The organism is Halorubrum persicum (genome assembly GCF_002727125.1).
Lineage (GTDB): Archaea > Halobacteriota > Halobacteria > Halobacteriales > Haloferacaceae > Halorubrum > Halorubrum persicum.
This window is the reverse complement of the sequence record NZ_NHOA01000020.1, coordinates 50,194-73,445: the sequence shown is the minus strand read 5'-3', so window position 1 is coordinate 73,445 and position 23,252 is coordinate 50,194. Positions and strand designations below refer to the sequence as shown.

Annotated in this window: 20 protein-coding genes; 4 read left to right on the top strand and 16 right to left on the bottom strand. The window is 68.6% G+C overall.

All coding sequences use genetic code 11. From position 1 onward, the window contains the following. Positions 1-88: 88 nt before the first annotated feature. The 4 genes from sufD to DJ69_RS03325 all read right to left on the bottom strand — a co-directional run bounded on the left by sufD (position 89) and on the right by DJ69_RS03325 (position 7,960). Complete coding sequence (gene sufD / locus DJ69_RS03340; protein ID WP_099254295.1) at positions 89-1,303, bottom strand: Fe-S cluster assembly protein SufD; 1,215 nt, start codon at positions 1,301-1,303, stop codon at positions 89-91. 1 nt (position 1,304) lies between these two features. After that, entirely contained in the window at positions 1,305-2,735 is a 1,431-nt protein-coding gene (sufB, locus tag DJ69_RS03335; RefSeq protein ID WP_099254294.1) for a Fe-S cluster assembly protein SufB, read from the bottom strand. Positions 2,736-2,787: 52 nt separating this feature from the next. Continuing rightward, positions 2,788-3,708 carry an ABC transporter ATP-binding protein gene (locus DJ69_RS03330; protein ID WP_099254293.1) on the bottom strand — a complete coding sequence of 307 codons (921 nt, stop codon included), beginning with the start codon at positions 3,706-3,708 and terminating at the stop codon, positions 2,788-2,790. A 148-nt stretch (positions 3,709-3,856) separates the two neighbouring features. After that, positions 3,857-7,960, bottom strand: coding sequence for a DNA polymerase domain-containing protein (locus tag DJ69_RS03325; protein ID WP_099254292.1), 4,104 nt, complete (start codon positions 7,958-7,960; stop codon positions 3,857-3,859). 101 nt (positions 7,961-8,061) lie between these two features. Here DJ69_RS03325 and DJ69_RS18205 point away from each other — a divergent pair, with 101 nt between their 5' ends. From DJ69_RS18205 to DJ69_RS03315, 3 genes are all read left to right on the top strand, one after another. Beyond that, the gene (locus DJ69_RS18205) at positions 8,062-8,235 is read left to right on the top strand and encodes a DUF7331 family protein (RefSeq protein ID WP_180271707.1); all 174 of its coding nucleotides are present in this window, start codon (positions 8,062-8,064) and stop codon (positions 8,233-8,235) included. 137 nt (positions 8,236-8,372) lie between these two features. Continuing rightward, a complete protein-coding gene (locus DJ69_RS03320; RefSeq protein WP_099254291.1) occupies positions 8,373-8,831 on the top strand; it encodes a DUF7322 domain-containing protein in 459 nt (152 codons plus the stop codon). A gap of 27 nt (positions 8,832-8,858) precedes the next feature. After that, the gene (locus DJ69_RS03315) at positions 8,859-9,299 is read left to right on the top strand and encodes a DUF7346 family protein (RefSeq protein WP_099254290.1); all 441 of its coding nucleotides are present in this window, start codon (positions 8,859-8,861) and stop codon (positions 9,297-9,299) included. Between the two features lie 21 nt (positions 9,300-9,320). Here DJ69_RS03315 and rad50 read toward each other — a convergent pair whose 3' ends face one another. The 4 genes from rad50 to DJ69_RS03295 all read right to left on the bottom strand — a co-directional run bounded on the left by rad50 (position 9,321) and on the right by DJ69_RS03295 (position 14,066). Further along, on the bottom strand, positions 9,321-12,014 hold the full coding sequence (gene rad50 / locus DJ69_RS03310; RefSeq protein WP_099254289.1) for a DNA double-strand break repair ATPase Rad50: 2,694 nt from the start codon (positions 12,012-12,014) through the stop codon (positions 9,321-9,323). Continuing rightward, positions 12,011-13,294, bottom strand: coding sequence for a DNA double-strand break repair protein Mre11 (gene mre11 / locus DJ69_RS03305; protein WP_099254288.1), 1,284 nt, complete (start codon positions 13,292-13,294; stop codon positions 12,011-12,013). The genes rad50 and mre11 overlap by 4 nt, the downstream gene beginning before the upstream one ends. A gap of 66 nt (positions 13,295-13,360) precedes the next feature. Then, positions 13,361-13,693 carry a hypothetical protein gene (locus DJ69_RS03300; RefSeq protein ID WP_099254287.1) on the bottom strand — a complete coding sequence of 111 codons (333 nt, stop codon included), beginning with the start codon at positions 13,691-13,693 and terminating at the stop codon, positions 13,361-13,363. Between the two features lie 109 nt (positions 13,694-13,802). Further along, positions 13,803-14,066 carry a MarR family transcriptional regulator gene (locus tag DJ69_RS03295; RefSeq protein WP_099254286.1) on the bottom strand — a complete coding sequence of 88 codons (264 nt, stop codon included), beginning with the start codon at positions 14,064-14,066 and terminating at the stop codon, positions 13,803-13,805. A gap of 140 nt (positions 14,067-14,206) precedes the next feature. Between DJ69_RS03295 and pan1 the strand changes: the two genes are divergently transcribed. Next, a complete protein-coding gene (gene pan1 / locus DJ69_RS03290; protein ID WP_099254285.1) occupies positions 14,207-15,424 on the top strand; it encodes a proteasome-activating nucleotidase Pan1 in 1,218 nt (405 codons plus the stop codon). A gap of 89 nt (positions 15,425-15,513) precedes the next feature. On the opposite strand, the gene DJ69_RS18200 is transcribed toward pan1, so the two are convergent. From DJ69_RS18200 to DJ69_RS03255, 8 genes are all read right to left on the bottom strand, one after another. Then, positions 15,514-15,660, bottom strand: coding sequence for a hypothetical protein (locus DJ69_RS18200; RefSeq protein WP_180271706.1), 147 nt, complete (start codon positions 15,658-15,660; stop codon positions 15,514-15,516). Between the two features lie 83 nt (positions 15,661-15,743). Beyond that, positions 15,744-16,919 carry a DHH family phosphoesterase gene (locus tag DJ69_RS03285; protein WP_099254284.1) on the bottom strand — a complete coding sequence of 392 codons (1,176 nt, stop codon included), beginning with the start codon at positions 16,917-16,919 and terminating at the stop codon, positions 15,744-15,746. Positions 16,920-17,024: 105 nt separating this feature from the next. After that, positions 17,025-17,963, bottom strand: coding sequence for an NAD-dependent epimerase/dehydratase family protein (locus tag DJ69_RS03280; RefSeq protein WP_099254283.1), 939 nt, complete (start codon positions 17,961-17,963; stop codon positions 17,025-17,027). After that, positions 17,960-18,409, bottom strand: coding sequence for a DUF5791 family protein (locus DJ69_RS03275; protein ID WP_099254282.1), 450 nt, complete (start codon positions 18,407-18,409; stop codon positions 17,960-17,962). The genes DJ69_RS03280 and DJ69_RS03275 overlap by 4 nt, the downstream gene beginning before the upstream one ends. 42 nt (positions 18,410-18,451) lie before the next feature. Next, complete coding sequence (locus DJ69_RS03270; RefSeq protein WP_099254281.1) at positions 18,452-21,763, bottom strand: DUF7286 family protein; 3,312 nt, start codon at positions 21,761-21,763, stop codon at positions 18,452-18,454. Beyond that, the gene (locus DJ69_RS03265) at positions 21,757-22,296 is read right to left on the bottom strand and encodes a DUF7284 family protein (RefSeq protein ID WP_099254280.1); all 540 of its coding nucleotides are present in this window, start codon (positions 22,294-22,296) and stop codon (positions 21,757-21,759) included. Before DJ69_RS03265 ends, DJ69_RS03270 begins: the two co-directional genes overlap by 7 nt. Then, a complete protein-coding gene (locus DJ69_RS03260) occupies positions 22,293-22,721 on the bottom strand; it encodes a DUF7285 family protein (protein WP_099254279.1) in 429 nt (142 codons plus the stop codon). The genes DJ69_RS03265 and DJ69_RS03260 overlap by 4 nt, the downstream gene beginning before the upstream one ends. After that, positions 22,702-23,190 carry a DUF7283 family protein gene (locus tag DJ69_RS03255; RefSeq protein ID WP_099254278.1) on the bottom strand — a complete coding sequence of 163 codons (489 nt, stop codon included), beginning with the start codon at positions 23,188-23,190 and terminating at the stop codon, positions 22,702-22,704. Before DJ69_RS03255 ends, DJ69_RS03260 begins: the two co-directional genes overlap by 20 nt. Between the last annotated feature and the right edge of the window lie 62 nt (positions 23,191-23,252).

Below are 23,252 nucleotides of genomic sequence, written 5' to 3'. Positions count from 1 at the left end.
TTCCCCTTCATTCGCCGACCGATCGAGACGCTCACCGCTCATCGCGCCGTTCGCGGAGAAATAGAAACGCCGCTGGTCCGCGACCGGACTACTGCAGGCGCTCGAAGACGAGCTCCTCGACGTCGTCGCGGAACTCGTCGACCGCGATCTCCTCTAACACGGGGACGAAGAAGCCCTCGACGAGCATGTTTCGGGCCGTGTGCGAGTCGATCGAGCGGCTCTCCAAGTAGAACAGGTCCTCGGCGTCGACCTGTCCGACCGTCGCGGAGTGGGACGCCTCGGTGTCGTGGTTGTTGATGATCAGCTTCGGCGACGCGTCCGCCTCGGCGTCGTCGGACAGCATCAGCGTGTTCTCGCGCTGGTAGCTGGAGGTGTTCCACGCGTCGTTGCCGACGTCCTGGACGCCCTCGTAGACGGAGCGGGCCACGTCGTCGAGCACGCCGCGCGTGACCAGGTCGGCCGTCGTGTGCTCGGCCTGGTGCCAGACGCGGGCGTTGATGTCGAAGTGCTGGTCCTCGGTGCCGAAGAACGTCCCGACGATCTGGCTCTCGGCGCCGTCGCCGTTCAGCTCCGACTCCACGTCCGAGCGCGTCAGCTTCGACCCGAAGTTGCTCTCGATCCAGTCGACGGTGCCGTAGACGCCGACGTCGGCGCGCTTCAGCGAGTAGGTGTACGTCTCGTCGTCCAGGTTCTGGAGCGACCCGAACTGGACGCTCGCGTTCTCGCCCGCCGCGATCTCGACGAGGTTCGAGAAGTACCGGTCGCCGTCGACCTCGCCGTCGCCGGGCTCGATCGACTCGAGGATCGTCACCGACGACGACTCCTCGGCGACGACGAGCGTCTGGCTGAACAGCGAGCGGGAGTTCATCTCCGCGCGCACCGTCACGTCCTCGACGTCGACGCCCTCGGGGACGTAGACGAACGTCCCGGTCGTGAAGAGCGCGACCGACAGCGCGGTGAGGTAGTTGTGTTCGGGGTCGAGCACCGAGCCGAAGTTCGCCTCGATGACGTCGCCGTACTCGTCGAACGCCTCGGTGAAGGGGAGGACGACGACCTCGTCGTCGCCGACGGACCGCTCTGTCGTGTCCGACTGGTTCAGCGGATCGACCAGCGACTCGAAGTCGAGCGCCTCCAGGTCCGTCCAGCGCCGCCCGGGCGTCTGGATCACGTCCGGCAGCTCGGCCGTCTCCAGCGCGGACAGCGCGTTCAGACGGGTCTCCAAGAGCCACTCGGGCTCGTCGCGTTCCTCGGCGATGCGTCGTACCGTGTCCTCAGAGAGGCTCTCGATTGCTTGCGTGCTCATGTTATCCGAGCGAGCCCTCCATCTCCAGCTCGACGAGCCGGTTGAGCTCGACGGCGTACTCGATGGGCAGCTCCTCCGTGATGGGCTCGATGAAGCCCGAAACGATCATCTGCTTGGCGTCGTCGTCGTCCAGCCCGCGCGACTGCAGGTAGAAGATGTCCTCGTCGCCGATCTTCCCGACGGTCGCCTCGTGGGCGACGTCGACCTTCGACTCGTTGATCTCCATGTACGGCATGGTGTCCGAGGTCGACTCGTTGTCGAACATCAGCGCGTCGCACTCGACGGCGGTCGAGGAGTTCTCGGCGCCGTCGGCGATGTGGACGAGTCCGCGGTAGTTCGTGCGGCCGCCGTCCTTCGAGATGGACTTCGACTCGATGGTCGATTTGGTCTCGGGCGCGTTGTGGTACACCTTCGCCCCGGTGTCGATGTCCTGCCCCTCGCCCGCGAAGGCGATGGTGATGTGGTTGTCGGAGGCGCCGCGCCCCTTCAGGATCGTCGAGGGGTACAGCATCGTCGCCTTCGACCCCATCGATCCGGAGATCCACTCCATGCGCCCGCCCTTCTCGGCGATGGCGCGCTTGGTGTTCAGGTTGTAGGTGTTCTTCGACCAGTTCTGCACCGTGGAGTACTGGACGTGGGCGTCCTCGCCGACGAACACTTCCACGCCGCCGGAGTGGAGGTTGAACGCCGAATACTTCGGGGCCGAACAGCCCTCGATGTAGTGGACCTCGGACCCCTCCTCGGCGATGATGAGCGTGTGCTCGAACTGGCCCATCCCCTCGGAGTTCATCCGGAAGTACGCCTGTACCGGCATGTCGACCGTGGTGTTCTCCGGCACGTAGACGAACGAGCCGCCGGACCAGATCGCGCCGTGAAGCGCGGCGAACTTGTTGTCGCTCGGGGGGACGCACTTCGTCATGAAGTGCTCGCGGACGAGCTCCTCGTGCTCCTGGACGGCCTCGTCCATGTTACAGAAGATGACGCCCTTCTCCTCCCACCGCTCCTGCATGTTCTGGTAGACGACCTCCGACTCGTACTGGGCGCCGACGCCGGAGAGCGCGTTCTTCTCGGCCTCCGGGATGCCCAGCTTGTCGAACGTGTCTTTGATCTCGTCCGGGAGTTCGGTCCAGTCGTCGACGCCGGCGCGGACGTCGACGTCCGGCCGAATGTACGGGATGATCTCGTCGACGTCGACCTCGCTGAGGTCCGGCTGGGCGGGCCAGTCGGTCGGCATCGGCATCTCCTGGAACTGCTCGAGCGCGCGCAGGCGCCGCTCCAGCATCCACTCCGGCTCGTCTTTGTCCTCCGAGATGACGCGGACCGTCTCCTCGGTGAGACCTTTCTCGGTCTGGAAGGCGGATTTCTCCTCCTTCTTGAACTCGAAGCGGGCCTCGGTGTCTGTCTCCTTCAGTTCGTCCTGTTGTGAGCTCATAGTATGATGTTACGTTGTTCCGGACTTACGTGTATCGCGTGACTGGATTCAGTTACGCGGCCTCGAACGCGTCCTCGCGGACCCAGTCGTACCCCTTGTCCTCGAGCTTCTCGGCGAGCTCCGCGCCGCCGCTCTTGACGACCTCGCCGTCAAGCATCACGTGGACGTGATCGGGCTCGACGTAGTCGAGGATCCGCTGGTAGTGAGTGATCTGGAGGACGCCCGTGCCCTGCTCGTCGCGGAGCGCGTTGATCCCCTTCGAGACGTCCTGCAGCCGGTCGATGTCCAGCCCGGAGTCGATCTCGTCGAGCACCGCGACCGCGGGCTCGAGCATCGCCGCCTGCAGCACCTCGTTCTGCTTCTTCTCGCCGCCGGAGAAGCCGGCGTTGAGGTAGCGCTGCATGAACTTCTCGTCCATGTCGAGCAGCTCCATCTTCTCCGAGAGGATCTCCTGGAACTCGGCGACGCCGATCTCGCCGTCGTCCGCGGGGCCCTCCATCGGGGAGGTGTCGTACCCGTCGTCCTCGTCGTCCGCGTCGGCTTCCGCCTCCTCCTCCTCTTCGAACAGCTCCTCGCGCTCGTCCGCCTTGGCGTTGAGCGCCTGCCGGAGGAAGTTCGTCATGGTGACGCCCTCGATCTCCGCCGGGTACTGGAACCCGAGGAAGATGCCGAGCGCGGCGCGCTCGTTGGGTTCGAGCTCAAGCAGCTCCCAGTGGTAATCCTCGTCGTCGATCTCGGCGTCGATGTCGGCGACGTCCTCCTCGTCGAGATGCAGGAGGACCTCGCCGCCGGTGACCTCGTACGCGGGGTGGCCGGCGATCACCTTCGCGAGCGTCGACTTCCCGGAGCCGTTCGGGCCCATCAGTGCGTGGATGTCCCCGGACTCGACGGTCAGGTCGACCCCCCGAAGAATGCGTTCGCCGTCCTCTTCCGCCACTCGCGCGTGAAGATCGTTGATTTCGAGAGTTGCCATATGTATTCTCGTGCCTCGTGTCCCAACAGTGGTGACTTGGCGGGTTAATGGTTACGCATCTCCCCGTAGAATCTCCCGAGATCGGTAAGAATTTTTCTCAACTATCGAAAAGCGGTTTTCGGGCTTCCGATTCAGGCGTCGAAACGGCTCACATGAACGAGCCGAGCCCGGTCTGTTCTTGCCCCGTCTTGACCTCCTCCCACGACATCCCAAGCGCCTCGATGACGCGCTCGATCGGGCCCTGAAGCGTCTTGTCAAGCATCTTCTCCCAGTCGACCTCGAACTCGTCGGGCACCTGATCGGCGTACTCGAAGCAGATCACGTCCGGGTCGCGTTTGAACTCCCCGTACAGGTGATCTCGCTGCGGGTCGAGCCCCTTCTCTTCCTCCATCCGTGCCCAGAAGTCGGGATGGACCTTCTCGATGTACAGCCGCTTCGGCTTCGACCCGCTCCCGAAGTTGGTCCCGAGCATGCGGTTGGCGTACTTCGCTCCGCGCACCTGCGCGGTCGGCGTCTCGTAGGCGTCGAGCTTCTTGCCGATCCCGCCCGGAATCCCGATCTCGTCGAGGTCCACGTCGCCGTCGAGCACCTCGGCGATCACGTCCACGAGGTACGCTTTCACCTCCTCTAGATCCTCGTCGATGTCGTCGCCCGTCACGATCGTCTCGATGACGTTCTGCTGGACCTCCTTCGTGATCCCGGCGATGTCCGACCGCTTGTACTCGAACCCGGTGATGTCGATGTCGTCGACGTCCTTCCCCTCCTTCCAGATGATGTGACCCGCGTACCGCTTCTTCTTGCCCGCCTGGAAGAACCGCCGGTAGAGCTTCTCGAACTCGATCTGGAAGCGGTGAGCATCGGCGTTGAGCTCCTCTCGCGCGAAGTCGTCGTAGCGCTCGTTGATGTGGTCCTCTATCTCGAAGGAGGTCTCGATGGCCTCCGCTTTATCCACTTCCTGTCCGAGAGACAGCATGACGGAGTCGGTGTTATGAAGGACGACCCCGCCGACGCCGTCGACGAAGTTCTCGTTCTCGGCGACGCTGAGATCATACACGTACCCGTCGTGATCCACTTCCTCGACGACCGGATCCCGCCCGTTTCGGTAGTAATCACACGTTCGAATCGTGTAGCTTCCTTTGCTCTCCCTGTACTTCAGCGAGTGTTTCTCCTCGCGCTGTGTGAGCAGCGTGGAGAGCCCCGCAGCGAGTTCTCGACTCGTCGTCTCGAAGTCGAAATTCCGCTCGCAGTACTCGGCCGAGTACCGCGGGAATTCGCGTGAGCCGTCTCCCTCGACGAGCACGTCGACAAAGAGCTGTTGGAGATCGTCGGAGAGGTTGAACACGAACCCAGGGATGCGCTTCCCACGCGACGTCTGCCCGGCGAACTCACGGAAGAACACCGCCGAGAGCTCGTTCATCATCTGGAGCTTGTGGGTGCCGTCGTCGTACGTTACTGACTGGTCCCCGTCGTCGGTTCCGTACTCGACGGTTCGTTCGTTGGACGTGTCCGACGCAATAACACTCGCTATCGCTCCGTCGAACAGACGGAGGTAATCCTCTTGGAGGCCTTCCAGCCACTCTGTTCTGGATTCGGCGATGCTTGCGCCGAATCTTGAAGCCGTCGTCTCGACTGTCGATGCGCTCCCCTCGGTGACGTACGCGGCGAGCAACCGAACGAGCGCCCGTCCGTCTTCGGAGTCCAAATCGACGTATCGCTGTACCTTGATGCTCTTCTCTATCGCATCGTGATGCTTGTGGCCGAACCAGACCCAGTCGTCGTTCGCGTGGACTCGCTTGACCTTCTTCTCCGCGTTCTCGCTGCCGACGCTTCGGCCGTCCTCATACTCTCGCGTGTATCCTTCCAACACGTCGTACACGTCGATTTTCTCCACTGTTTCGACCTCGGGGAGATCAGGTACCCGAAGTGGCTCTTCGACGTCTTCCGGCTTCGTTTCGACCAGCTGTCCGTCTTCTTCGACGACATACGAATGGTCTCTAGTCGTCGTGGACTCGCCGAACTTGTGCTGGAGATTCACCACCGGTTTGTCGGTCTCGTGCCGGATCACCTGCTCGATCGGCTGCCACTCCGGTTCGGTGTCCTCGGTCACCGAAAGCGCCTCCCATCCGTCCAGGCGACGCCGTTCCTTGTCGATCGACACCGAAGCGACCGATCCGCCGTCGGCGGTAATAAGCACGTTCTCGCTCGCGGTCGCGTCCGACCGCTCGAAGAGATCGGCAATTGGCAGGATTCGAACTGTTCCCTCAGGATCGCGCACGACGATGGGCCTATCGCCCGTGACGCTGTCCCCGTACGCGACGTCGTGGCCCAGTTCCTCTGCGGCTTCCTCGGTGAAGTCGATAACCTCGCGACCGGTCGCCGTGACGGCTGCTGCGCCTTCTTTGTCGTACAGCCGGAACCGATCCCATCCCGTCACGCCGTAGAGAGAGTTCATAATAACCTTGACAGCCCCCTGCTGTCGGTCGTACTGCTCGTACGGCTCGGTGCCCGGGTCGTGGTCGTTCCGGAGCGCCTTCTTCTCCTCGCGCTCGGAGAGCAGCTCGTCGACCATCTCGCGCATGATCCCGTCCGGCTCCTTCCGGAAGTGCGTCCCGTTGGGGGCGACGTACGTCTCGTCGCCGTACTCCGCGGGGTCGACCTTCGTCTCCGGGCCGGCGTTGATCGTCACCATACACATCGGATAGAGGCTCTTCAGGTCCTGGACCGTCACCATCTCCTTGACGCCCGTGATCGGATCGAAGACGGCGCCGCCCTCGAAATCCTCCGACTCCTGTTGGCCCTTCGTCGGGAGCGCGAACTTCCCGAACGCCTTGTGGAGGACGTACATGTCGACGGTGTCGCCTGGGGTCGGCGCGTCCTCGATCTTGCAGCCGACGAAGGTGCGCACCTCGTCCCAGAAGGCGATCACGTCCTGCTTCCGGTCGATCTCGACGCACAGCTCCACGTCGCGGATGCTGTACTCCAGTAAGCGCTCCGGGTCCTGCTCCCAGAGGTCGCCGATGTCGCCGGTGTAGCGCTCTTTCCCCACACCGAGCTCGCGCTCGCCGACCGCGTCGAGCCGGTACGACTCCAACTCGGTGAACATCGTCCGCTTGTACGCGTACAGCAGGTCGAAGACGACCCGGCCCTTGATGTCCGGGCCGCCCCACCCGGAGCGCCACACCTCGCCGATCCGGGAGAGCCGGTCGACCGAGAGGTCGTACTGGCTCCCGTCGTCGAGGACCTCCATGCGGTCGAGGACGTACGGCGCGTCGAAATCCTCGAAGTTCCACCCGGTCAGCAGGTCCGGATCCGTCTCGTTGAGATACTCGATGAACGCGTCGAGCATCGCGGCCTCCGCCTCGAAGGTGCGCACCTCGAAGGTGAGATCCCCGCCCTCGTCGACGATCCCCTCGTAGTCCGGGAGATCCGACGGGGGAGGGATCTCGGCTTCCGGCGCGTCGTACAGCCAGACGACGTACTCGTCGTCGTAGGAGTCGTGGCTGGTGAGACAGATGATCGGCTCCTCGCCGTCTTCGGGGAAGCCGCGGCGGTCGTCGACCTCGATGTCGAAGGTGTTCACCCGCATCTCGGCGTCGACTTCGGCCGGTTCCAATTGTCCCTCGTGGACCTGCATCGTTCCCGAGCCGTCGTCGAGCCGGCGCTCCTCCACGCGGATCCCCCCGTTGAGCCCGTTGTCGATCAGGAACCGGTTCGGGAAGCGGATGTCGGCCTCGAAGCTGGTCGCGAAGTCGTCGCGGATGGCCCCCACGTCGCGCGGCGTTCGCGTCACGATCCGGGTGAGCGGCTCGCCGCGGATGCTCTCGTACCCCTCGCCGTCCGGCGTCTCCTCGCGGGTACCGATAACCACGTCGTACTCTTCGACCGGGTCGCGGTCGAGGTCGGCCGTGGGGACGTAGAAGTACGGCTCGACGCCGAGCACGCGGACGTGTTCGCGGATGTCGTCACCGTCCTCGACGGGCCGTCGACCGAAGACGTGGACGACGGGGTACTCGTCGCTCCCGTACCCCTCGACGGCGTAGTCGATCTGGGTGATCATCAGCTCGACGGTCCCCGTCGACTCGGGGAACTTCGCCTCGTCGACGTCGACCACGTCGCTGACGTGTCCGCGCCCGCCGCCGGCGACGGCGGCCGCCTCCTGTGCGGCCAGCTCCTCCCGTTCGATTTCCGTGTCGTCGCTCTCCCCGTCGCCCGCGCTGGCCGACGAGAAGTCCGACAACCCCGACTGAGTCATACCCCCGCTTCGGCGCACCCGGCTAAAAAACTCGGCTTTCGGGTGCGGCGAGGAGTCCCGGCACGGAAAGGCATATAATGTGTGACGGCATACCACGCTCTATGTCTTCGGACCCACGTTCGGAACCCGAGGTGGCTCGCCCGGCCGGTCGCGACGCGGTCGACGCCGAGGTGGAGGTGTACGAGGACGACGGGAACGTGGTGCTTTTCGACGCCGCGAACCCCCTCGCGTGGGTCGAGGCGAGCCGAACCGTTCGGCTGGCCGACGCGACCTGATCGACGCTCCGCTCGCCGCAGTCGTCGCTTCGTCCGTCTCACGTTCCTCCGACGCGCGTCTCACTCCCAGCCGACGCGTCGCCGGCCTTCTCGCGGTCGGACGGAACCCCTTTGCCCCGTCCCCGCGTACGTCCGACGTGTTCAGCCTCGACGAGGACGACGAGGGCGAGGTCTCCTTCGGCGAGAGCTCCGACGCCGAGCGGGAGATGACGCCCGACATCCCGAAGGCGCCCTCGGTGAAGACGTTCGACGACGGCGGCGACTTCGAGGGCGCCAGCGACGTCGATTCGGGGACGCTTCGCGCGTTCGTGATCGCCGTCATCTACGCCAACGCCGCGGTGCTCCTCGTCGCGCTCGGGCCGATGCTGTGGTTCTTCGAGGGGTGGTCGCGGATCGGTCCGGCCCTGTTCGCCGCCGGCCTTCTCGCGGGCGTTCGGACGTACCAGACGTACCGGTCGTGGGAGCGCTCGCGGGACGCCGCCGAGTCGGATTCCGACGACGAAGCCGCCACCGACGAGCCAGTCGCCGAGTCGGATGACGCCGACTCCGCTCCGGACGTCGAGCGGGACGACGACACCGAGACCCCGGAAGCGTAATGTCCGCGCGACCGCTTTCTCCGATCCATGCAGACGGTTCGTGACGCGGCCGGCGAGACGTACCTCCTCGTGAAACGCTCCGCCGAGTCGAGCAGGGTCCGGAACCCGGACACCGGCGAGGAGCGGTACGTCGACAACGACGAGCTTCGCGTGGTCGACGGGGAGTCGCCGCTCGCGACCGCGGCCTCGGGCGTGCCGGCTCCGGTCCGCCGGACGCTCGGGGCGGTCCGCGACGACCGGTCCCTCGGGCTCCTCGCGGTGGTCGTCGACGAGGGACCGCTCGCCGCGATCGACCTCCTCGACGCGGCCGACATGTGCGAGTCCGACCTCCACGGCACGCTCACGGAGTTCCGCGCGGCCGGCCTGATCGAGGAGGTCGAGGTCGCGGGGCGGCGCGGCTACGAGGCGACGCCGGTCGCGGTCGACGCGATGGGGGCGCTGCGGGGCGGGTCGTCGGGCCCCGACTGACGCGCTTCCGCCCGAGCCCGCTCAGTCGTCGGCGAGTTCGGCGACGTCGAGCGCGGCGGCGTCCTCCCGCCGCACCGTCGACCGGTTCGAGCGCGGGTTCTTCTCCACCGTCACCAGCTCGTCGGCCGCGCCCACCAGCTCGTCGTCGTGGCTGACGATGAGGATCTGTCGCACGCCGAAGCCGCGCATCTCCTCGACGAGCCGGACCAGCCGGGAGACGTGTCCGGAGTCGAGGAAGACGGTCGGCTCGTCGAGGATGAGCGGCGGTGTCGGTGCCGCGCCTTCGATCCCCTCCGAGAGCAGCCGGTAGATCGCACAGCGCAGCGAGAGGTTGAAGAGGGCGCGCTCGCCGCCCGAGAGCTGTTCGGGGTCGAGCGGCTCTCCGTCCTTCTGGTAGACGGTGAGGACGTACTCGCCGTCGAGCTCGATGTGCGAGTACGCGTCGTTCCCGTAGACGAGGTCGAACGTCTCGTTGAGGGTGCGCTCCAGCTCGGCGACGTTGCGCTGGCGGAGCTCCGCACGGAGGTCGCCGTACATCGCCTCCAGTTCGCTCGTCTCCTCGTGTAGGTCTTCGAGCGCCGCGACCGTGTCGGCCAGCTCCTCACGCTCTCCGCGGAGACTCTCGAGCTCTCGGATCTCGCCGTTCACTCCGCCGATCGCGTTCTCGAGCTCGGTCCGCCGCTCGGCGAGCCGATCGAGCTCGGCCTCGACCTGCTCGAGGTACTCCTCCGCCCGCTCTCTCTTCGCCTTCGCCTCGTCGACCGCGTCCTCGTCGACCGCCTCGGCGAGCTCGTCGCGGCGCTCGCGCTTGTCCGCGAGCCGCTCGCGTCGCTCGTCGTTCACCTCGCTCAGGTTCTCCCGCTTCTCGCGGCGGCGCTCGATCTCGCCTTCCGCGTCCGCGATCGCGGAGAGCCGCTCCTCGATCGCCGCCACCGCCTCTCGCGCGTCGTCGACCGCCGCGAGCGCGTCCTCCAGCTCCGACACGCGGGCCGCGGCCTCCGTCGCCTCCTCGCGCTTCTGGGCGGCGACATCGCGGGTCTCTTCGGCCTCCTCGCGGAGGTCTTCGGCGCGCGCTCGCTTCTCCGTCGCCGCCTCTCGCTTCCGCTCCGCCTCCGCGCGCTTCTCCTCGACCCGCTCTTCGAGCATCTCGACGGTCTCGTCGATCTCGTCGAGCCGGTCCGCCGCCGACGCGAGGTCGTCGAGCTCCGCGATCCGGTCGCCGAGGTCGCCCTCGCGCTCGCGGGCGGCCTCCAGCTCGGCCTCCAGCTCGGCGACCCGCTCGCGGTCCTCGTCGATCCCGCTCGCATGCGGCGAGTCCTCGACCGGCTGGCCGCACTCGGGGCATTTCCCCGCCGCGAGCAGCTCCTCGGCCTCTTCGACGCGCTCCCGGGCGTTTTTCAGCTCCGCCGACAGCTCCGCGATCCGCTCGCGGACCTCGCCCCGTCGCTCGCGGAGCGCCTCCCGCTCGTCGGCGACGCCGTCGCGGTCGACCTCGGCGTCGGCGGTCGCGAACCGCTCGCGGAGCCGGTCGGCCTCCTCGCGGAGCTCCTCGATCGAGGCTTCGCGCTCGTCCGCCTCGTCCGCGGCTGCCTCGGCCTCGTCGGCGAGGTCGTCGGCCTCGGCCTCGACTTCCGCGGCGCGTTCGGTGCGGTCGTCGGCCTTCCCGGCGAGGTTCGTCGCCTGATTCCGGAACGCCTCGGCGCTCACTCGCCCGTCGTCGAGCTCCTCGCGGATCGCCTCCTCCCTGTCGTCGAGTTCGGCGCGCCGCTCGGCGATGGCTTCGTCGCTCGCGTCGTCGATCCCGGCGTCGTCGAGCCGCTCGTCGATCGCGGCCTCGATCTCCGCGATCCGCTCGCGGCTCTCCCGTATCGCATCGCGGTGCTCGTCGCGCTCGCGTTCGGTCGACCGGACCGTGGATTCGAGCTCGTCGATCTCCGCCTCGATCGACTCCAGCTTCTCCCGCTTCTCCGCGTGGGCCGACAGCGTCTCCGCGGCGGCCTCGCGGGTCTCCTTCGCCTGCTCTCGCTGCGTCTCGTACCGGTCGATCTCGTCGGTGACCTCGGAGAGGTCGGTCTCGAGCGCGTTGAGCCGATCGTGGAGGCCCTTCTCCTCCTTCTCGGCGATCTGGTCGTCGAGCTGGTCGAGCCGCCCGCGGCGGTTCTCCAGCACGTCCTCGACGCCGAGCCGCGCGGCGCCGGCGCGCTCGCGGTACTCCTCCAACTTGCCGAGCTGGAGCAGGTCGTCGATCGTGTCCTGCCGCTCGCGCGGCGTGGCGTTGATCAGCTTGTTCACCTCGCCCTGCCGGACGTACGCGCAGTTGACGAACGCCTCGGCGTCCATCCGGAGGAGCTCGGTGACGAACTCCCGGACCGCCCGGGCGCCGTCGCGGGACACGTCGCTCCCGTCGGTCGACTCGAGGGTGCACCGGTGGTCGATCCGCCCGTCGTACCGCTTGAGTCGCCGCTCGACGTGGTAGGAGACGCCGTCGTGCGTGAACCAGAGATCCACGTCGGTCTCCTCCTCGCCGTTCGTGATCACGTCTTCGAGGGTGCCGTCGAGCGCCTTCGAGCCGTACAGCGCGAAGAAACAGGCCTCCAAGAGCGAGGACTTCCCGCTGCCGTTGAGTCCGTGGATGACGGTGACGCCCTCGGCCAGTCGGAGGTCGGCGTCGCCGTACGGCTTGAAGTTCGCGAGCCGGACCCGGTCGAAGTTCATAGGTAGTCCTCCATGGAGACCTGCCCGTCAGGCTCGTCGCCGCTGTCGGTCGGTTCAGTTGTGGCGTCGCCGTCGGTCGATTCGTCGGAACCGCCGTCGTCCGCTTCGGATTCGACGCCGTCGCCGGCCTCGTCTCGGGCCTCGCTCCGGTCGAACGCGCCGAGGTCGTCGGGGTCGTCGACCCGTTCCTCTATCCGTCGTTTCACCGTCTCCCTGACGTTCGTGTCGGGGACCGTGTCGGCGCGGACCGCCTCCTCGACGTCGAGTCCGGCCTCCGACAGCCCCATCTCTTCGACCCGCTCTCGGACGGCGTCCTCGGGGTCGGCGAAGCTCACGTCGACCTCGGCGTCCGTCTCCACCTCGCGGCGGTCGGTCACCCGGGCGATCAGCGCCCCCTCGTCGGTCGCGAACTCCTCGATTGCGGCCGGCGTGACCGGATCGCCTTCGCCCGTCACGTCGACGAGGACGACCGCGTCGTCGAGGTCGTGCTGCCGGACTCGCTCGCGCACTCGCGCCGCGCCCTCTCCCTCGCGGAGATCCGCCTCCACGAAGACGAATGGGCGGGTGTCGAGGGCCCGCCGCCGGATCTCCACGCGGTCGTCGCCCCCGGCGGCGTCGGCGTCGAACGTGACGAGGTTGTACCCGCGCCCCTCGCGCTCGCTCGCGCTCGCCCGCTCGGTCGATCCCGGATACGTGACCCACGTGCCGTTGACTTCGGCCACGTCGGGCGTGTGGTTATCGCCCAGGAGCATCGCGTCGAACGCCACGTCGCTCTCCGCGAGCACTTCCTCCGTGTCCCAGTCCGCGTAGCCGAACGGTTCGAAGAGCCCGTGCGCGACGAGGGCGGCGTACTCGGCGTCGTGGTCCGCGAACGCGTAGTCGAGGTCGTCGCGGCGCGAAACGGGGACGTGATCGAGGCCGTAGAAGGCGGTGTCGCCGACGACCGTCGGCTCGTCGTCGAGCCGCGTCGCGAGCCCCAGCCGCTCGAACAGGTCGAGCCACTGGCCGCCCCGCGTCGCCTCGTGGTTCCCGACCACGGCGAGGAAGGGGATCCCGGCGTCGTCGAGCCGTCGGAGGACCGAGATCGTTCCCATCAGGTCGGCGAGCTCGGGTCGGCGATCGTGGAAGAGGTCGCCGGCGTGGACCACCGCGTCGACCTCTCCGTCGATCGCGTCGTCGATCACCGCCGCGAACGCGTCGAGGAAGTCCTGTCGTCGGACCGGCGAGTGGTACTGCGCGTACCCCACGTGGGTGTCGCCGGTGTGGATCACCCGTGTCATCTGCCCCGGTCTTGGCCGGTATCGGGTTTAGTGGTTCCGGGGGCGGGGCGGAAGTGGTCCGGCGGGTTATCGGCGACGCTCGTCGCTCTCGTCGTTCTCGTCGCTCCAGCCGTCGACGATTCGCTCGTCGCTGCCAGCGGCCGCCTCGCGAAACCGGCGAAACGCGGCGCGCGCCTCGCGCCCGCGTTCCGCGTCGGCCTCGTCACCTGCGCGCTCGGCGGCGCCGATCGCGTCGTCGAGCCGGTCGAGCCCGTCGGCGTCGACGAACGCGGCGGCGCGGCGCAGGTCGCCCCGCGCGGCCTCGGCCTCGTCGATCACGGCGACGGACGGTCGGGTCGCGGTGTCGGTGCGACTGGCCAGCGCGGAGAGCGCCCGCTTGACGGCGGCGGTCGAGACCATGGGCGTGCTGGGTCGCCATCGCTCATAAGCGGTGGCTCTGGGGTGTGTCGGATGGAGAGCGTGTACGCGGCGGGGAGTGGTCCGAGAAGAAGCGGTCGCTCCCGATCGGCTACACCGACAGGGTGTACAGCCGCTTCCGGGCGTCGGCGAAGGAGAACCGGGAGTCGACGACTTCCTCCTCCTCCAGCCGCGAGAGCGCGTATCTGACGGTCCGAGGCGGGAGCAGGGTCTCCTCGGCGAGCTCGCTCTGCGTGAGCGTGTCGTTGTAGTCGAGCACCTTCGCGACGAGCTTCGCGCTCGGCGGCAGGTCTCTGACGGCGCTCCAGCGGTCCGTGACGTCCTCCTCGGCGGTGACGGCGTCGGTGGCACTCATGCGTACACTCTCCTAATTCATGCCATTAGATAATATTTACTATCCTATTTAATTACTATTGGAAATATTTTGGGCGAACACAGCCTGGTATCTCTCCCCCACCCGAAACCTCTTACCCGCGAGACGCTTTATTACGCACAATGACAGACACCGTCGACGACGTCGAGCTCCCCTACGACGAGGGGTCGGCGTCGAGACAGGAGAAGATCGAGTCCCTCCAAGAGGAGCTCGACGTGCTGGAGTCGCAAAACGAGGAGATGCGCGACAAGCTCCTCGACGCGAACGCCGAGAACAACAAGTACCAGCAGAAGCTCGAGCGGCTCACACACGAGAATAAGAAGCTGAAGCAGTCCCCGCTGTTCGTGGCGACGGTTCAGGAGATCACGCCCGACGGCGCCGTCATCAAGCAGCACGGGAACAACCAGGAGGCGCTCACCGAGATCACCGCCGAGATGCGCGAGAAGCTCAACCCGGACGACCGGGTCGCGGTGAACAACTCGCTGTCCGTCGTCAAGAAGCTGGAGAAGGAGACGGACGTGCGCGCCCGCGTGATGCAGGTCGAGCACTCGCCCGACGTCACCTACGCCGACATCGGCGGGCTCGAAGACCAGATGCAGGAGGTCCGCGAGACCGTCGAGATGCCCCTCGAACATCCCGACATGTTCGAGGACGTGGGCATCCAGCCGCCGAGCGGCGTCCTGCTGTACGGCCCGCCGGGTACGGGGAAGACGATGCTCGCGAAGGCGGTCGCCAACGAGACGGACGCCACCTTCATCAAGATGGCCGGCTCCGAGCTCGTCCACAAGTTCATCGGCGAGGGGGCGAAGCTGGTCCGCGACCTGTTCGAGGTCGCGCGGGAGAACCAGCCCGCCGTCCTCTTCATCGACGAGATCGACGCGATCGCCTCGAAGCGGACGGACTCGAAGACGTCGGGCGACGCCGAGGTCCAGCGCACGATGATGCAGCTGCTCTCGGAGATGGACGGCTTCGACGAGCGCGGCGAGGTCCGGATCATCGCCGCCACCAACCGCTTCGACATGCTCGACCCCGCCATCCTCCGCCCGGGCCGCTTCGACCGGCTCATCGAAGTGCCCAAGCCGAACACCGAGGGCCGCGAGATCATCTTCCAGATCCACACCCGGAAGATGAACCTCGCGAGCGACATCGACTTCACCGAGCTCGCCGAGCTGACGCCGGACGCGTCCGGCGCCGACATCAAGGCCATCTGCACGGAGGCCGGGATGTTCGCGATCCGCGACGACCGCACCGAGGTCACGCTCGACGACTTCCTCGGAGCTCACGAGAAGCTCCAGACGGACGACGAGACCGGTGCCGACGACTCGCTGGCGTTCGCCTGAGACGGCTCACCGCTTCCGATTTCTCCCCTGTTCGGTCACGTCGTCGACCGTTCGAGACGCCGTCCGTCAGTTCGACGCGTCGCCGGCCGTTACAGCGCGCGTACGACCACGTACGGCAGAACGAAGAGGAACGCGAAGATCAGTCCGGTCGCGATCGCGTAACCGACGCCGACGCCGACGAGCGCGCGCCACCCGTCGTCGGTCGGCAGATCGCCGAGCGCGAGATCCGTGCTCATACCCGACCCTTCGTCGCTGTCGACTTAACTCCCGGTGGCTGCTCCGTCTCCGGCGCTGCTCCTCCCCCGCCGTCTGTCGCCGTTCACACGTCGCCCGCCATCGCGCGGAACAGGTCGTCGGCGAGCGCGTCGCGGTCGACGGTTTCCGGATCCTCGTCGCCGGTCGGGTCGACCGTCGGCGCGATCGTCCCGCCGCCCATCCGTGAGTGGCCGCCCCCGTTGCTGTTGTCGCGGTCGGACATGACGGCGTCGATGGCGTTCCCCATGTGGACGCGGTCGTCCCGCGACCGGCCGGAGAGGTGAACCGTCCCGTCGCGCTCGCCGATCACCACGACGGCGCTGACGCCCTCCAGCTGGATCAGCTCGTCGGCCGCCTGCGGGATCGCGTCGACGTTGTTCACACCCCCCACGTCGGCGACCGCGAACGACCCCTCGATGCGGCGGCCGGCGATGGCCCGCGCCTTCACCTCCAACACCTCGGCGTCGACCGCGGGGTTGGCGATCCGGTCGAGCCGGTCCTGGTCGACGCCGGGGTACACGTACGCGGCGGCGGCGAAGTCGGGTTCGCTCGCGCCGACGGTGAGATGTTTCGTGTCGGTGAGGATCCCGTACAGGAGCCCCGTCGCCGTGTCGGTGGGGAGCGTGAGGTCGCTGTCCGTCTCGCTCGCGTGCTTGTCCGGCGGCACCGGCGTCGCGCCGTTCTGTTGGAAGTACTCCGCGATCACCGACGCCGTCGCGCCGTAGTCGGTCCGCACGTCGGTGAACGCGTCGCCGGCGCCGTCGCCGGGATGGTGGTCGACGACGGCGAACGGGAGCACACCGTCGGCGCCGGCGAACCCCCGCGGCTCGTTGTGATCGACCAACACGACCGACTCGGCGGCGAGGTCGCTCACGTGCTCGATCGGCTTCAAGTCCAGATCGAGCACCGTGCGGAACGCCCGGTTCTCTTGGTGACGAATCTGTCCGGGGTACTGGACCGTCGCGTCGACGTCGAGCTGCTCCGCGAGCGACGCGACGCCGAGCGCCGCCGACATCGCGTCCGGGTCCGGGTTCGGGTGCATCAGCACCGCGACCTCGTCGCGATCGGCCAACAGCCGGCGGAACCTGACGCCGGGCGTCCTGCGAGCGCGGAACAGCACGTACGCACCGACGAGCGCGACGAGCGCGACGACCGCGGCGACGACGACGAGCTCCGGGTTCTCCCGCGCCAGCACTTCCGCCTGCGAGAGCCGGTCGTCGATCCCGCTCAGAGACCACATACGTGCCGGTCGACTCGCTCACGATACATCAAGGTTCGTTACCGTTTCGACCCACCGACAACGACGCGATGACCGGGGCGAAGCCGGCCGCGCCGGTCGGACGGATCACTCGTCCGCCGTTCGGAACGCCCGCACCGCGTCGCAGTACCCCTCTCTGAAGGTCGGATAGGCCAACTCGTAACCGAGCGCCCGCAGGCGGTCGTTCGAGCAGCGCTTGCTCGTCCGGATCCGCCGTTCGGCCGCTTCGGAGAGTTCCCCGGCGGCGATCCGTTCGCTCTTCGATCGCTTTTCGGGCCGCGCGACGCCGCACGCGTCGGCCAGCCAGTCGGCGAACGCGTGTTTGTCGGCCGGCTCGTCGTCGACGACCAGAACCGCGTCACCGCGTGCGCGGTCGGTTTCGAGGAGGTATCGGACCGCCCCGGCGGCGTCGTCGCGGTGGACCATGTTGAGGTAGCCGGCCGTGACCGGGCCGTCGAGGTAGCGGTCGAGCCGGTAGCGGTCGGGTCCGTACAGCCCCGCGAAGCGCGCGACCGTCCCGTCGATCCCGAACTCGGCCGCCGTCTCCAGCGCGGTCCGCTCCGCCTCGGCGAGGACGCGGGTCTTCTCGGTCGTGGGTTCGATCGGTGTCTCCTCGTCGACCCACGCGCCGCCGTGGTCGCCGTACACGCCCGTCGACGACGTGTAGACGAGTCTGTCCGGAGCAGACCCGCGCGAGCCGTACGCCTCGATCACGTTTCGGAGGCCGTCGACGTACACCTCGCGGGCGGCCGCGGCGCCACGCCCGCCGGAGCTGGCCGCGAACACGACCGCGTCGGCGTCGGGCAGCGCGTCGAGCGACGCCGCGTCCGTCGCGTCCGCGCGGACGGCGTCCACCCGCCCCTCGCCTTCCGCGTCCCCCTCGCCGTCTATGCGCTCCCCGACCGATCCGATCGCGTCTATCCCGGCGTCGGATCGCCGAACCCCCGTCACGGCGTGTCCCCGCTCCGCGAGCTGTCGGGCGAGTTCGAGGCCGACGTAGCCGCAGCCGACGACGACGACTCTCATGGCTTCCGCTGTTCGATGACCGCCATGATCTCCGCCAGCTGGCCGAGCGTCATCGCGGCGCGCCCCTCGAGCGCCTGCTGGACCTCCTGTCCCGTGAGATCCGCGTCGATCGCGGCGGCGATCGAGTCGACGTCGAGCACCGCGGTCGCCATCCCCATCAGCAGGTGGTCGCGGACCTCGGCGACGACTGCGTCGCCGTCGCGATCGGTCGGAAGGGCGACGATCGCGGCCGCGTCTTCGAACCGGATCTCCGCCACGTCACCGCCGAGGGCGGCGTCGAGGGTCGGTTCGTCGAGTCCCGTCTCCTCGGCGAGCGCTTCTCGTTCGGCCTCCGCGGCCGCCTCGCTCACCAGCGTCTCGAACGACGCGAGCAGGGCTGCCGCGGTCACCTCGTCCGCGCCGCTCTCGGCTCCCGTCGTGCCGTCGACGACGACCTCGTGAAACATGGTCGCACTCGGTCGTCGCGTCTCAAAACGGCTGCGGTCGGGTCACGGCTCCGCACAGCTCCCGCCCCCGTCGCCTTTCGGTGACGGCTCCCCCATCGCGCCGGGGCACGGCCACCCCTTGGATCGCTCGTCGCGAGTTCCGTCAACGTCGCCGACGCCGGGCGGACCGGCCGGGACCGCGACGGCCACCACCGTTTCGGTCTCGAACGCGACCGGGTCCGTCTCGCCGAGCTGCACAGTTTCGCCGCCGACCTCGACGGTCACGTCGCCCTCGCTCCGGACGTACGCGAAGCGCTCGCCGGGCGTTCCCACGTCGGCACGGAGCGCGAAGCGCGGATACTCTCCGCGGACCTGCACCCGCCAGGCGTTCACGGTCGTCACCCAGTACCCCGGAACGGGCGCGACCGGAAGCCCCGCGCCGACGGTCCGCGCAGGCTTCAGCGACCACTCCTCGCCCAGCTCCTCGACCGCCTTCTCGCTCACCGTTCCGGCCGCCGCCTCGCCCGCTCGCGCCGCCTCTCGCTCGATCGCCTTCTCCAGCCGGTCTCTGAGTAGCACTCGCGCGCCGCTCGTCGTGTCGTCGACGAACCGGGTCGGGACCCGAACCGCGTCTCTCCCGGCTGCGGTCCGAGTCGCGACGCGGAGGTTCGCGGCGAGCGCCTCCTCGGCCGCCGGCGACAGCGACCCGACGCTCGCGGCCTCGGCGGCGACCCGTTCCGGGTACGAGCCGTTGCCGACGGCGACGGCGCGTTCGCCCGTCGTCCCGTAGCTCGCTGCGGCCTCGTCGAGCGCCCTGCGCCGCTCGTCGCGCGACAGCGAGGTCCGGACCCGGATCGCCGCTTCGAGCTCCCTGTCCACCTCGGCCAGCGATCCGTCTATCTGTCGGGCGAGCGCGTCCCGATCCGCCCGCAGATCGGGGTCGTCGCCGACCGCCAGCGCCTCGTTCGCCAGGCGGAGCGACCGACCGGCGGTCCCGACCCGCACCGTGTTCTCGGTGCCGAGAATCCGGTCGACGACGCCGCTCGACACCTCCCCGTACGGCACCGTGACGTAGTTCACGTTGCGAACCGCGAGCGGACGCGTCGTCGTTCCGTTCACGCCGCTGACCGACTCTCCGTCGACCGTCGTCCGCGGAAGGTATCCCGGCGACCCGCGCGGCGCGAACGTCACTTCCCCACCCGGACCGTCCGCGCCGACTGCGTACGTTCCGGGGTCGCGGGCGGCCTCGCGGCTGGCGAGCGCGTCGCCCACGTCGGGGCCGTCGAACGCGCCGTTCACGCGGTCGAGAAACCCGTTCGTCGCGCGTTCGCGGTCGTCGGCAGCGTCCTCGAGCTCGTCGATCACGGCGTCGAGGTACGCGGCGCGGGCGGCGGTCCCCGCCCGATCAACGGCGCCGTCGTACGTCGCCGGCGCGTCGACGAGAGCACTGCGTCGGTCGCGGAGCGCGCGAGCGAGGTCGGCGTACGGCTCCGCCTCACCGAACGCCGCGTTCTCCATCGACGCCTCGGTCTCGATGTCGCGAACGTCGCTCGCGAGCGCGGCCACCTCGGCCGCGACGGCGTCCCGATCGCCGGCCGATCGGGAGCCGACGACGGTCGTCGAATCGCGGACCGCCCCGCGGCTGACCGCCTCTTCGGCGATCCGGTCGACGCCGCCGTCGGTGTCGACACCGAGATCGGCACGGGCGGCCGACGGCGCGTCGCGCAGGTCCGGTCCGTCGGTGGTGTCGCCCGCGCCGAACGTCGCGGCGGCCCGGTCGGGCGCCCCGTCGGTCGGAGCGTGTTCCCCCGACACCGACACTCGCACCCGGTAGCGGTCGGTCACCGCGTCGCGCGTGGTCGTCCGGTGGACCTGCTCGTCGACGACGGTTCCGTTTGGCCCACGCTGGATCGTCACACGCTCCCATTCAGCGATCGCGACGCGCTCGACGGTCGCCTCGCGGGTCGCGACGCCGAACGAGACGCGCTCGCCGGGGTCGACCGTCCCCGACGGAACGCCCTCCGGCACGCCGCTCCCGGAGACGACCGGCGACCGTTCCGTCCGTGTCAGGTCGACGCGGTCCCAGCCGCCGGTCGTCGTGGACTCCGGTGCAGCGGGTGACGGTGGCGTCGGACGCCCGCCGTCGACGACCAGCGCCGTCGACGTTTCGACGCTCGCTTCGACCCGGTAGGCGTCCTCGATGATCGCGTCCAGATCGTCGTAGACGCGGGTCGCCCCCTCGTCGGCCGCGCGGCCGACCGGGACCGACGTTCGCTCGTCTGTCGGATCGCCCGGCGGTTCGAACGCGGCGTCCTCGCTCGGTTGCGGCGCCAGATCGCCGCTCTCGGCTGAGCCGCGGCTCCTTCCCGCGCCGTCGCTCTCTCCCGGTGTCGGGGCGCTGAGCACGGCCTCCGTCCACGATCCCTCGTCGACGCCGGTCGGTTTGAGCAGGTCGGTGACTCCGGTTCGCGCCGTCGCCCGTGCCACCCCACCGCGTGCGTTCGGATCGCTCGCGCCGAACACGTCCCGCTGCGTCCGGACGATCCCCGCGTTCGTCGACAGCTCCACGTGGCGGTTCGCGAGGACGTTCTCGACCGGCGCCCCCGCGAACTGGCCGTATCCGCGCGCCCACGCCATCGGGTAGAGGCTTGCGGTGAGCTGACGCCCCAACCCCGGCCCCTCGGTCGGCCCCCGATCGAGCCGCCTCTCGAACTGCGCCGTCCGCTCGTGGGCCGCGAGCGTCGGTACGGCGACGACGACCGTCCGGTCTTCCGTTCGCTCGACGATCGTTCGCCCGCCCCGCGTCGCGGTCGTCTCCACGTCCTCGAACGTCACGCGCGTCGCGGTTCCGTTCGCTGCGGACTCGACGCGGATCCGGCCTCTCGCCGCCGCCAACTCCTCGGGATCGTCTACCGCCGGAAGCGACGCCGACGCCCTCACGCCGCCGACTTCGGCGTCGACGGCCGACAGCGCCTCGGCACCGGCGATCGCGAGCCGGATCCGGAACGCGTCTTCGAAGGGGGACTCGTTTCTGACCGCGGTCGTGGCGTGTCCGTCTCCCGGGCCAGCGGTCGTCTCGTCTGGCGCCCGCGTCACCGGCTCCGCGGCCGCGTCGTGAGCCGCCCGACGGGCCGCGGCCCTGAGCGCGGCGGTCGAATCGGCGTCGACGCGCTCGATGGCACGCTCCACGCTTCGGTCCTCGCTGATGAGCCCCTGATCGGCGATCCCCGCGGCGTACGTCGAACTCGTTACGAGGAGGAGCACGCCGATCAGCGCGAACGGGACCCGTGCGCGCTCGTCGACGGTGAAGGATCGGCATCGCGGACCGGATCCGGGGGCGTCTGTTTCGCCCGATCGCGTTCCCACGCTCACCACCTCCTGATCACGATCCTGACTGTTTCGGTCTCTCCCGAGCCGTTCGGTGCCGGATGCGCGATCACCGCGACCGTGACGTCAGCGCTCCGCGGCGGTTCGCTCCCGACGGCGATCGACGCCGACGATACGGACGCGGTCGACAGGTCCCCCGATTCGCTTTCGCTCGCGGCGCCGTCTGACGCTCCCGCACCTCCCTCCGCGTCGATCCGCGTTCGCGGACCGATGCCTCGCTTGACGGCCGCTAGCGCTTCGGATTCGAACGTCCCTCTCGGCGCGCGCTCTTCGCTTTCTCCTCCGCGTTCGGTCGCCACCAGCGCCACCAGCTCTGCGCGTGTCGCGTGAATCGTTCGCGTCCCGTTCGGCGCCTCGTCCGACGCGTACGTCACCGTCACCGTCTCCGTGGCGACCAGATCGGCGACTTCGGTGGCTCGAGGTCCCGCCGCCGCGGGGTCGTTCCCGACCGCACCGAGCGCGACGACGCTCGCGGAGACGCACAGGAGCAGCACCGTCATGTCGAGCACGGTGCTCGTCATCGGTACACCACCGCCCGAAGGGTTCCGCGGTCGTTCTGCCCCGGTCCGACGCCGACCGTTACCGTCCGCTCGGCGACCGCGACCGCGTCCGTGCGCCGGGTGGTTGTCGGCGCCGGGGCCCTGTCACCCGACCGGACCCGCCACGTCTTCCCGTCGGCCTCGATCGTGACGGTCGCGGCGTATCGGAACTCATCGACACCGCGCAGCCGTTCCGGCTCGACGATACCGCCCCTCGTCACCACCGGCTCGACCCGATCGAGCGTCGTTTCGGCCGTCGGGCGCTCCCGATCCGGCGCCGCGTCGTCGAGTGCGACAGTGTACACTCCCAGCGCCGCGCCCACCGCGAGCACGGCGACGAGCGCGGCGAGCGGTTCGACTGCGGCACGGTCCCCGCGCAGGAACCCCTCACCCGACGAGCGTGACACGTACTCCTCCGTAGTGAACGCGTCTCACCGTCAGCCGATCCGGTGCCGGACGCCACTCGTCGTCTCTCGCCCGGGCACGTTCGGCGGCGGCCGCGAAGGCCTCGGGATCGTCGAACGCGGCGTCGGGCGGGACGCCGCCGAGCACTCGCCGGAGCCCGTCGGCGTCCGAGGCTCCGTGTCGCTCCGTCGGAACCGGGGTTACCCGCGGTGCGCGCAGCGGCGCCCGCGCGGCCCCGCCTTCGCCGCCGAGCGCAACCGAACGGTCGGTGAGGCGAATGCGGTCCGCGGCGAGTCCGTGCTCCGCCGTCGCGGGGTGTTCGCCGGCGGCGACCGAATCGATCGTGTGCGCGACGCCGCTCGCGTCCGGCGGCGGAGAGGCAGGGAGCGCGGCGACGACGCCGACAGCCGCGACGCTCACTAGCGCCAGGCCGAGCCACGCGTACGTGGCGTCGAGATGGGTCTCGAACACGGGCCGGCTGGCCGCGGCTTCGCACTTAAACGCTCGTCCGCAGGCCTCGGCGCACTTTCCGT

Coding starts and splice junctions, on each gene's coding strand:
- DJ69_RS03295 (WP_099254286.1), bottom strand. CDS start 14,066: ATGAGTGCCACCGACGCCGTCACCGCCGAGGAGGACGTCACGGACCGC.
- DJ69_RS03315 (WP_099254290.1), top strand. CDS start 8,859: ATGCAGACGGTTCGTGACGCGGCCGGCGAGACGTACCTCCTCGTGAAA.
- DJ69_RS03300 (WP_099254287.1), bottom strand. CDS start 13,693: ATGGTCTCGACCGCCGCCGTCAAGCGGGCGCTCTCCGCGCTGGCCAGT.
- rad50 (WP_099254289.1), bottom strand. CDS start 12,014: ATGAACTTCGACCGGGTCCGGCTCGCGAACTTCAAGCCGTACGGCGAC.
- DJ69_RS03325 (WP_099254292.1), bottom strand. CDS start 7,960: ATGACTCAGTCGGGGTTGTCGGACTTCTCGTCGGCCAGCGCGGGCGAC.
- DJ69_RS03265 (WP_099254280.1), bottom strand. CDS start 22,296: ATGACGAGCACCGTGCTCGACATGACGGTGCTGCTCCTGTGCGTCTCC.
- mre11 (WP_099254288.1), bottom strand. CDS start 13,294: ATGACACGGGTGATCCACACCGGCGACACCCACGTGGGGTACGCGCAG.
- pan1 (WP_099254285.1), top strand. CDS start 14,207: ATGACAGACACCGTCGACGACGTCGAGCTCCCCTACGACGAGGGGTCG.
- DJ69_RS03280 (WP_099254283.1), bottom strand. CDS start 17,963: ATGAGAGTCGTCGTCGTCGGCTGCGGCTACGTCGGCCTCGAACTCGCC.
- sufD (WP_099254295.1), bottom strand. CDS start 1,303: ATGAGCACGCAAGCAATCGAGAGCCTCTCTGAGGACACGGTACGACGC.
- DJ69_RS03330 (WP_099254293.1), bottom strand. CDS start 3,708: ATGGCAACTCTCGAAATCAACGATCTTCACGCGCGAGTGGCGGAAGAG.
- DJ69_RS03285 (WP_099254284.1), bottom strand. CDS start 16,919: ATGTGGTCTCTGAGCGGGATCGACGACCGGCTCTCGCAGGCGGAAGTG.
- DJ69_RS18200 (WP_180271706.1), bottom strand. CDS start 15,660: ATGAGCACGGATCTCGCGCTCGGCGATCTGCCGACCGACGACGGGTGG.
- DJ69_RS03275 (WP_099254282.1), bottom strand. CDS start 18,409: ATGTTTCACGAGGTCGTCGTCGACGGCACGACGGGAGCCGAGAGCGGC.
- DJ69_RS18205 (WP_180271707.1), top strand. CDS start 8,062: ATGTCTTCGGACCCACGTTCGGAACCCGAGGTGGCTCGCCCGGCCGGT.
- sufB (WP_099254294.1), bottom strand. CDS start 2,735: ATGAGCTCACAACAGGACGAACTGAAGGAGACAGACACCGAGGCCCGC.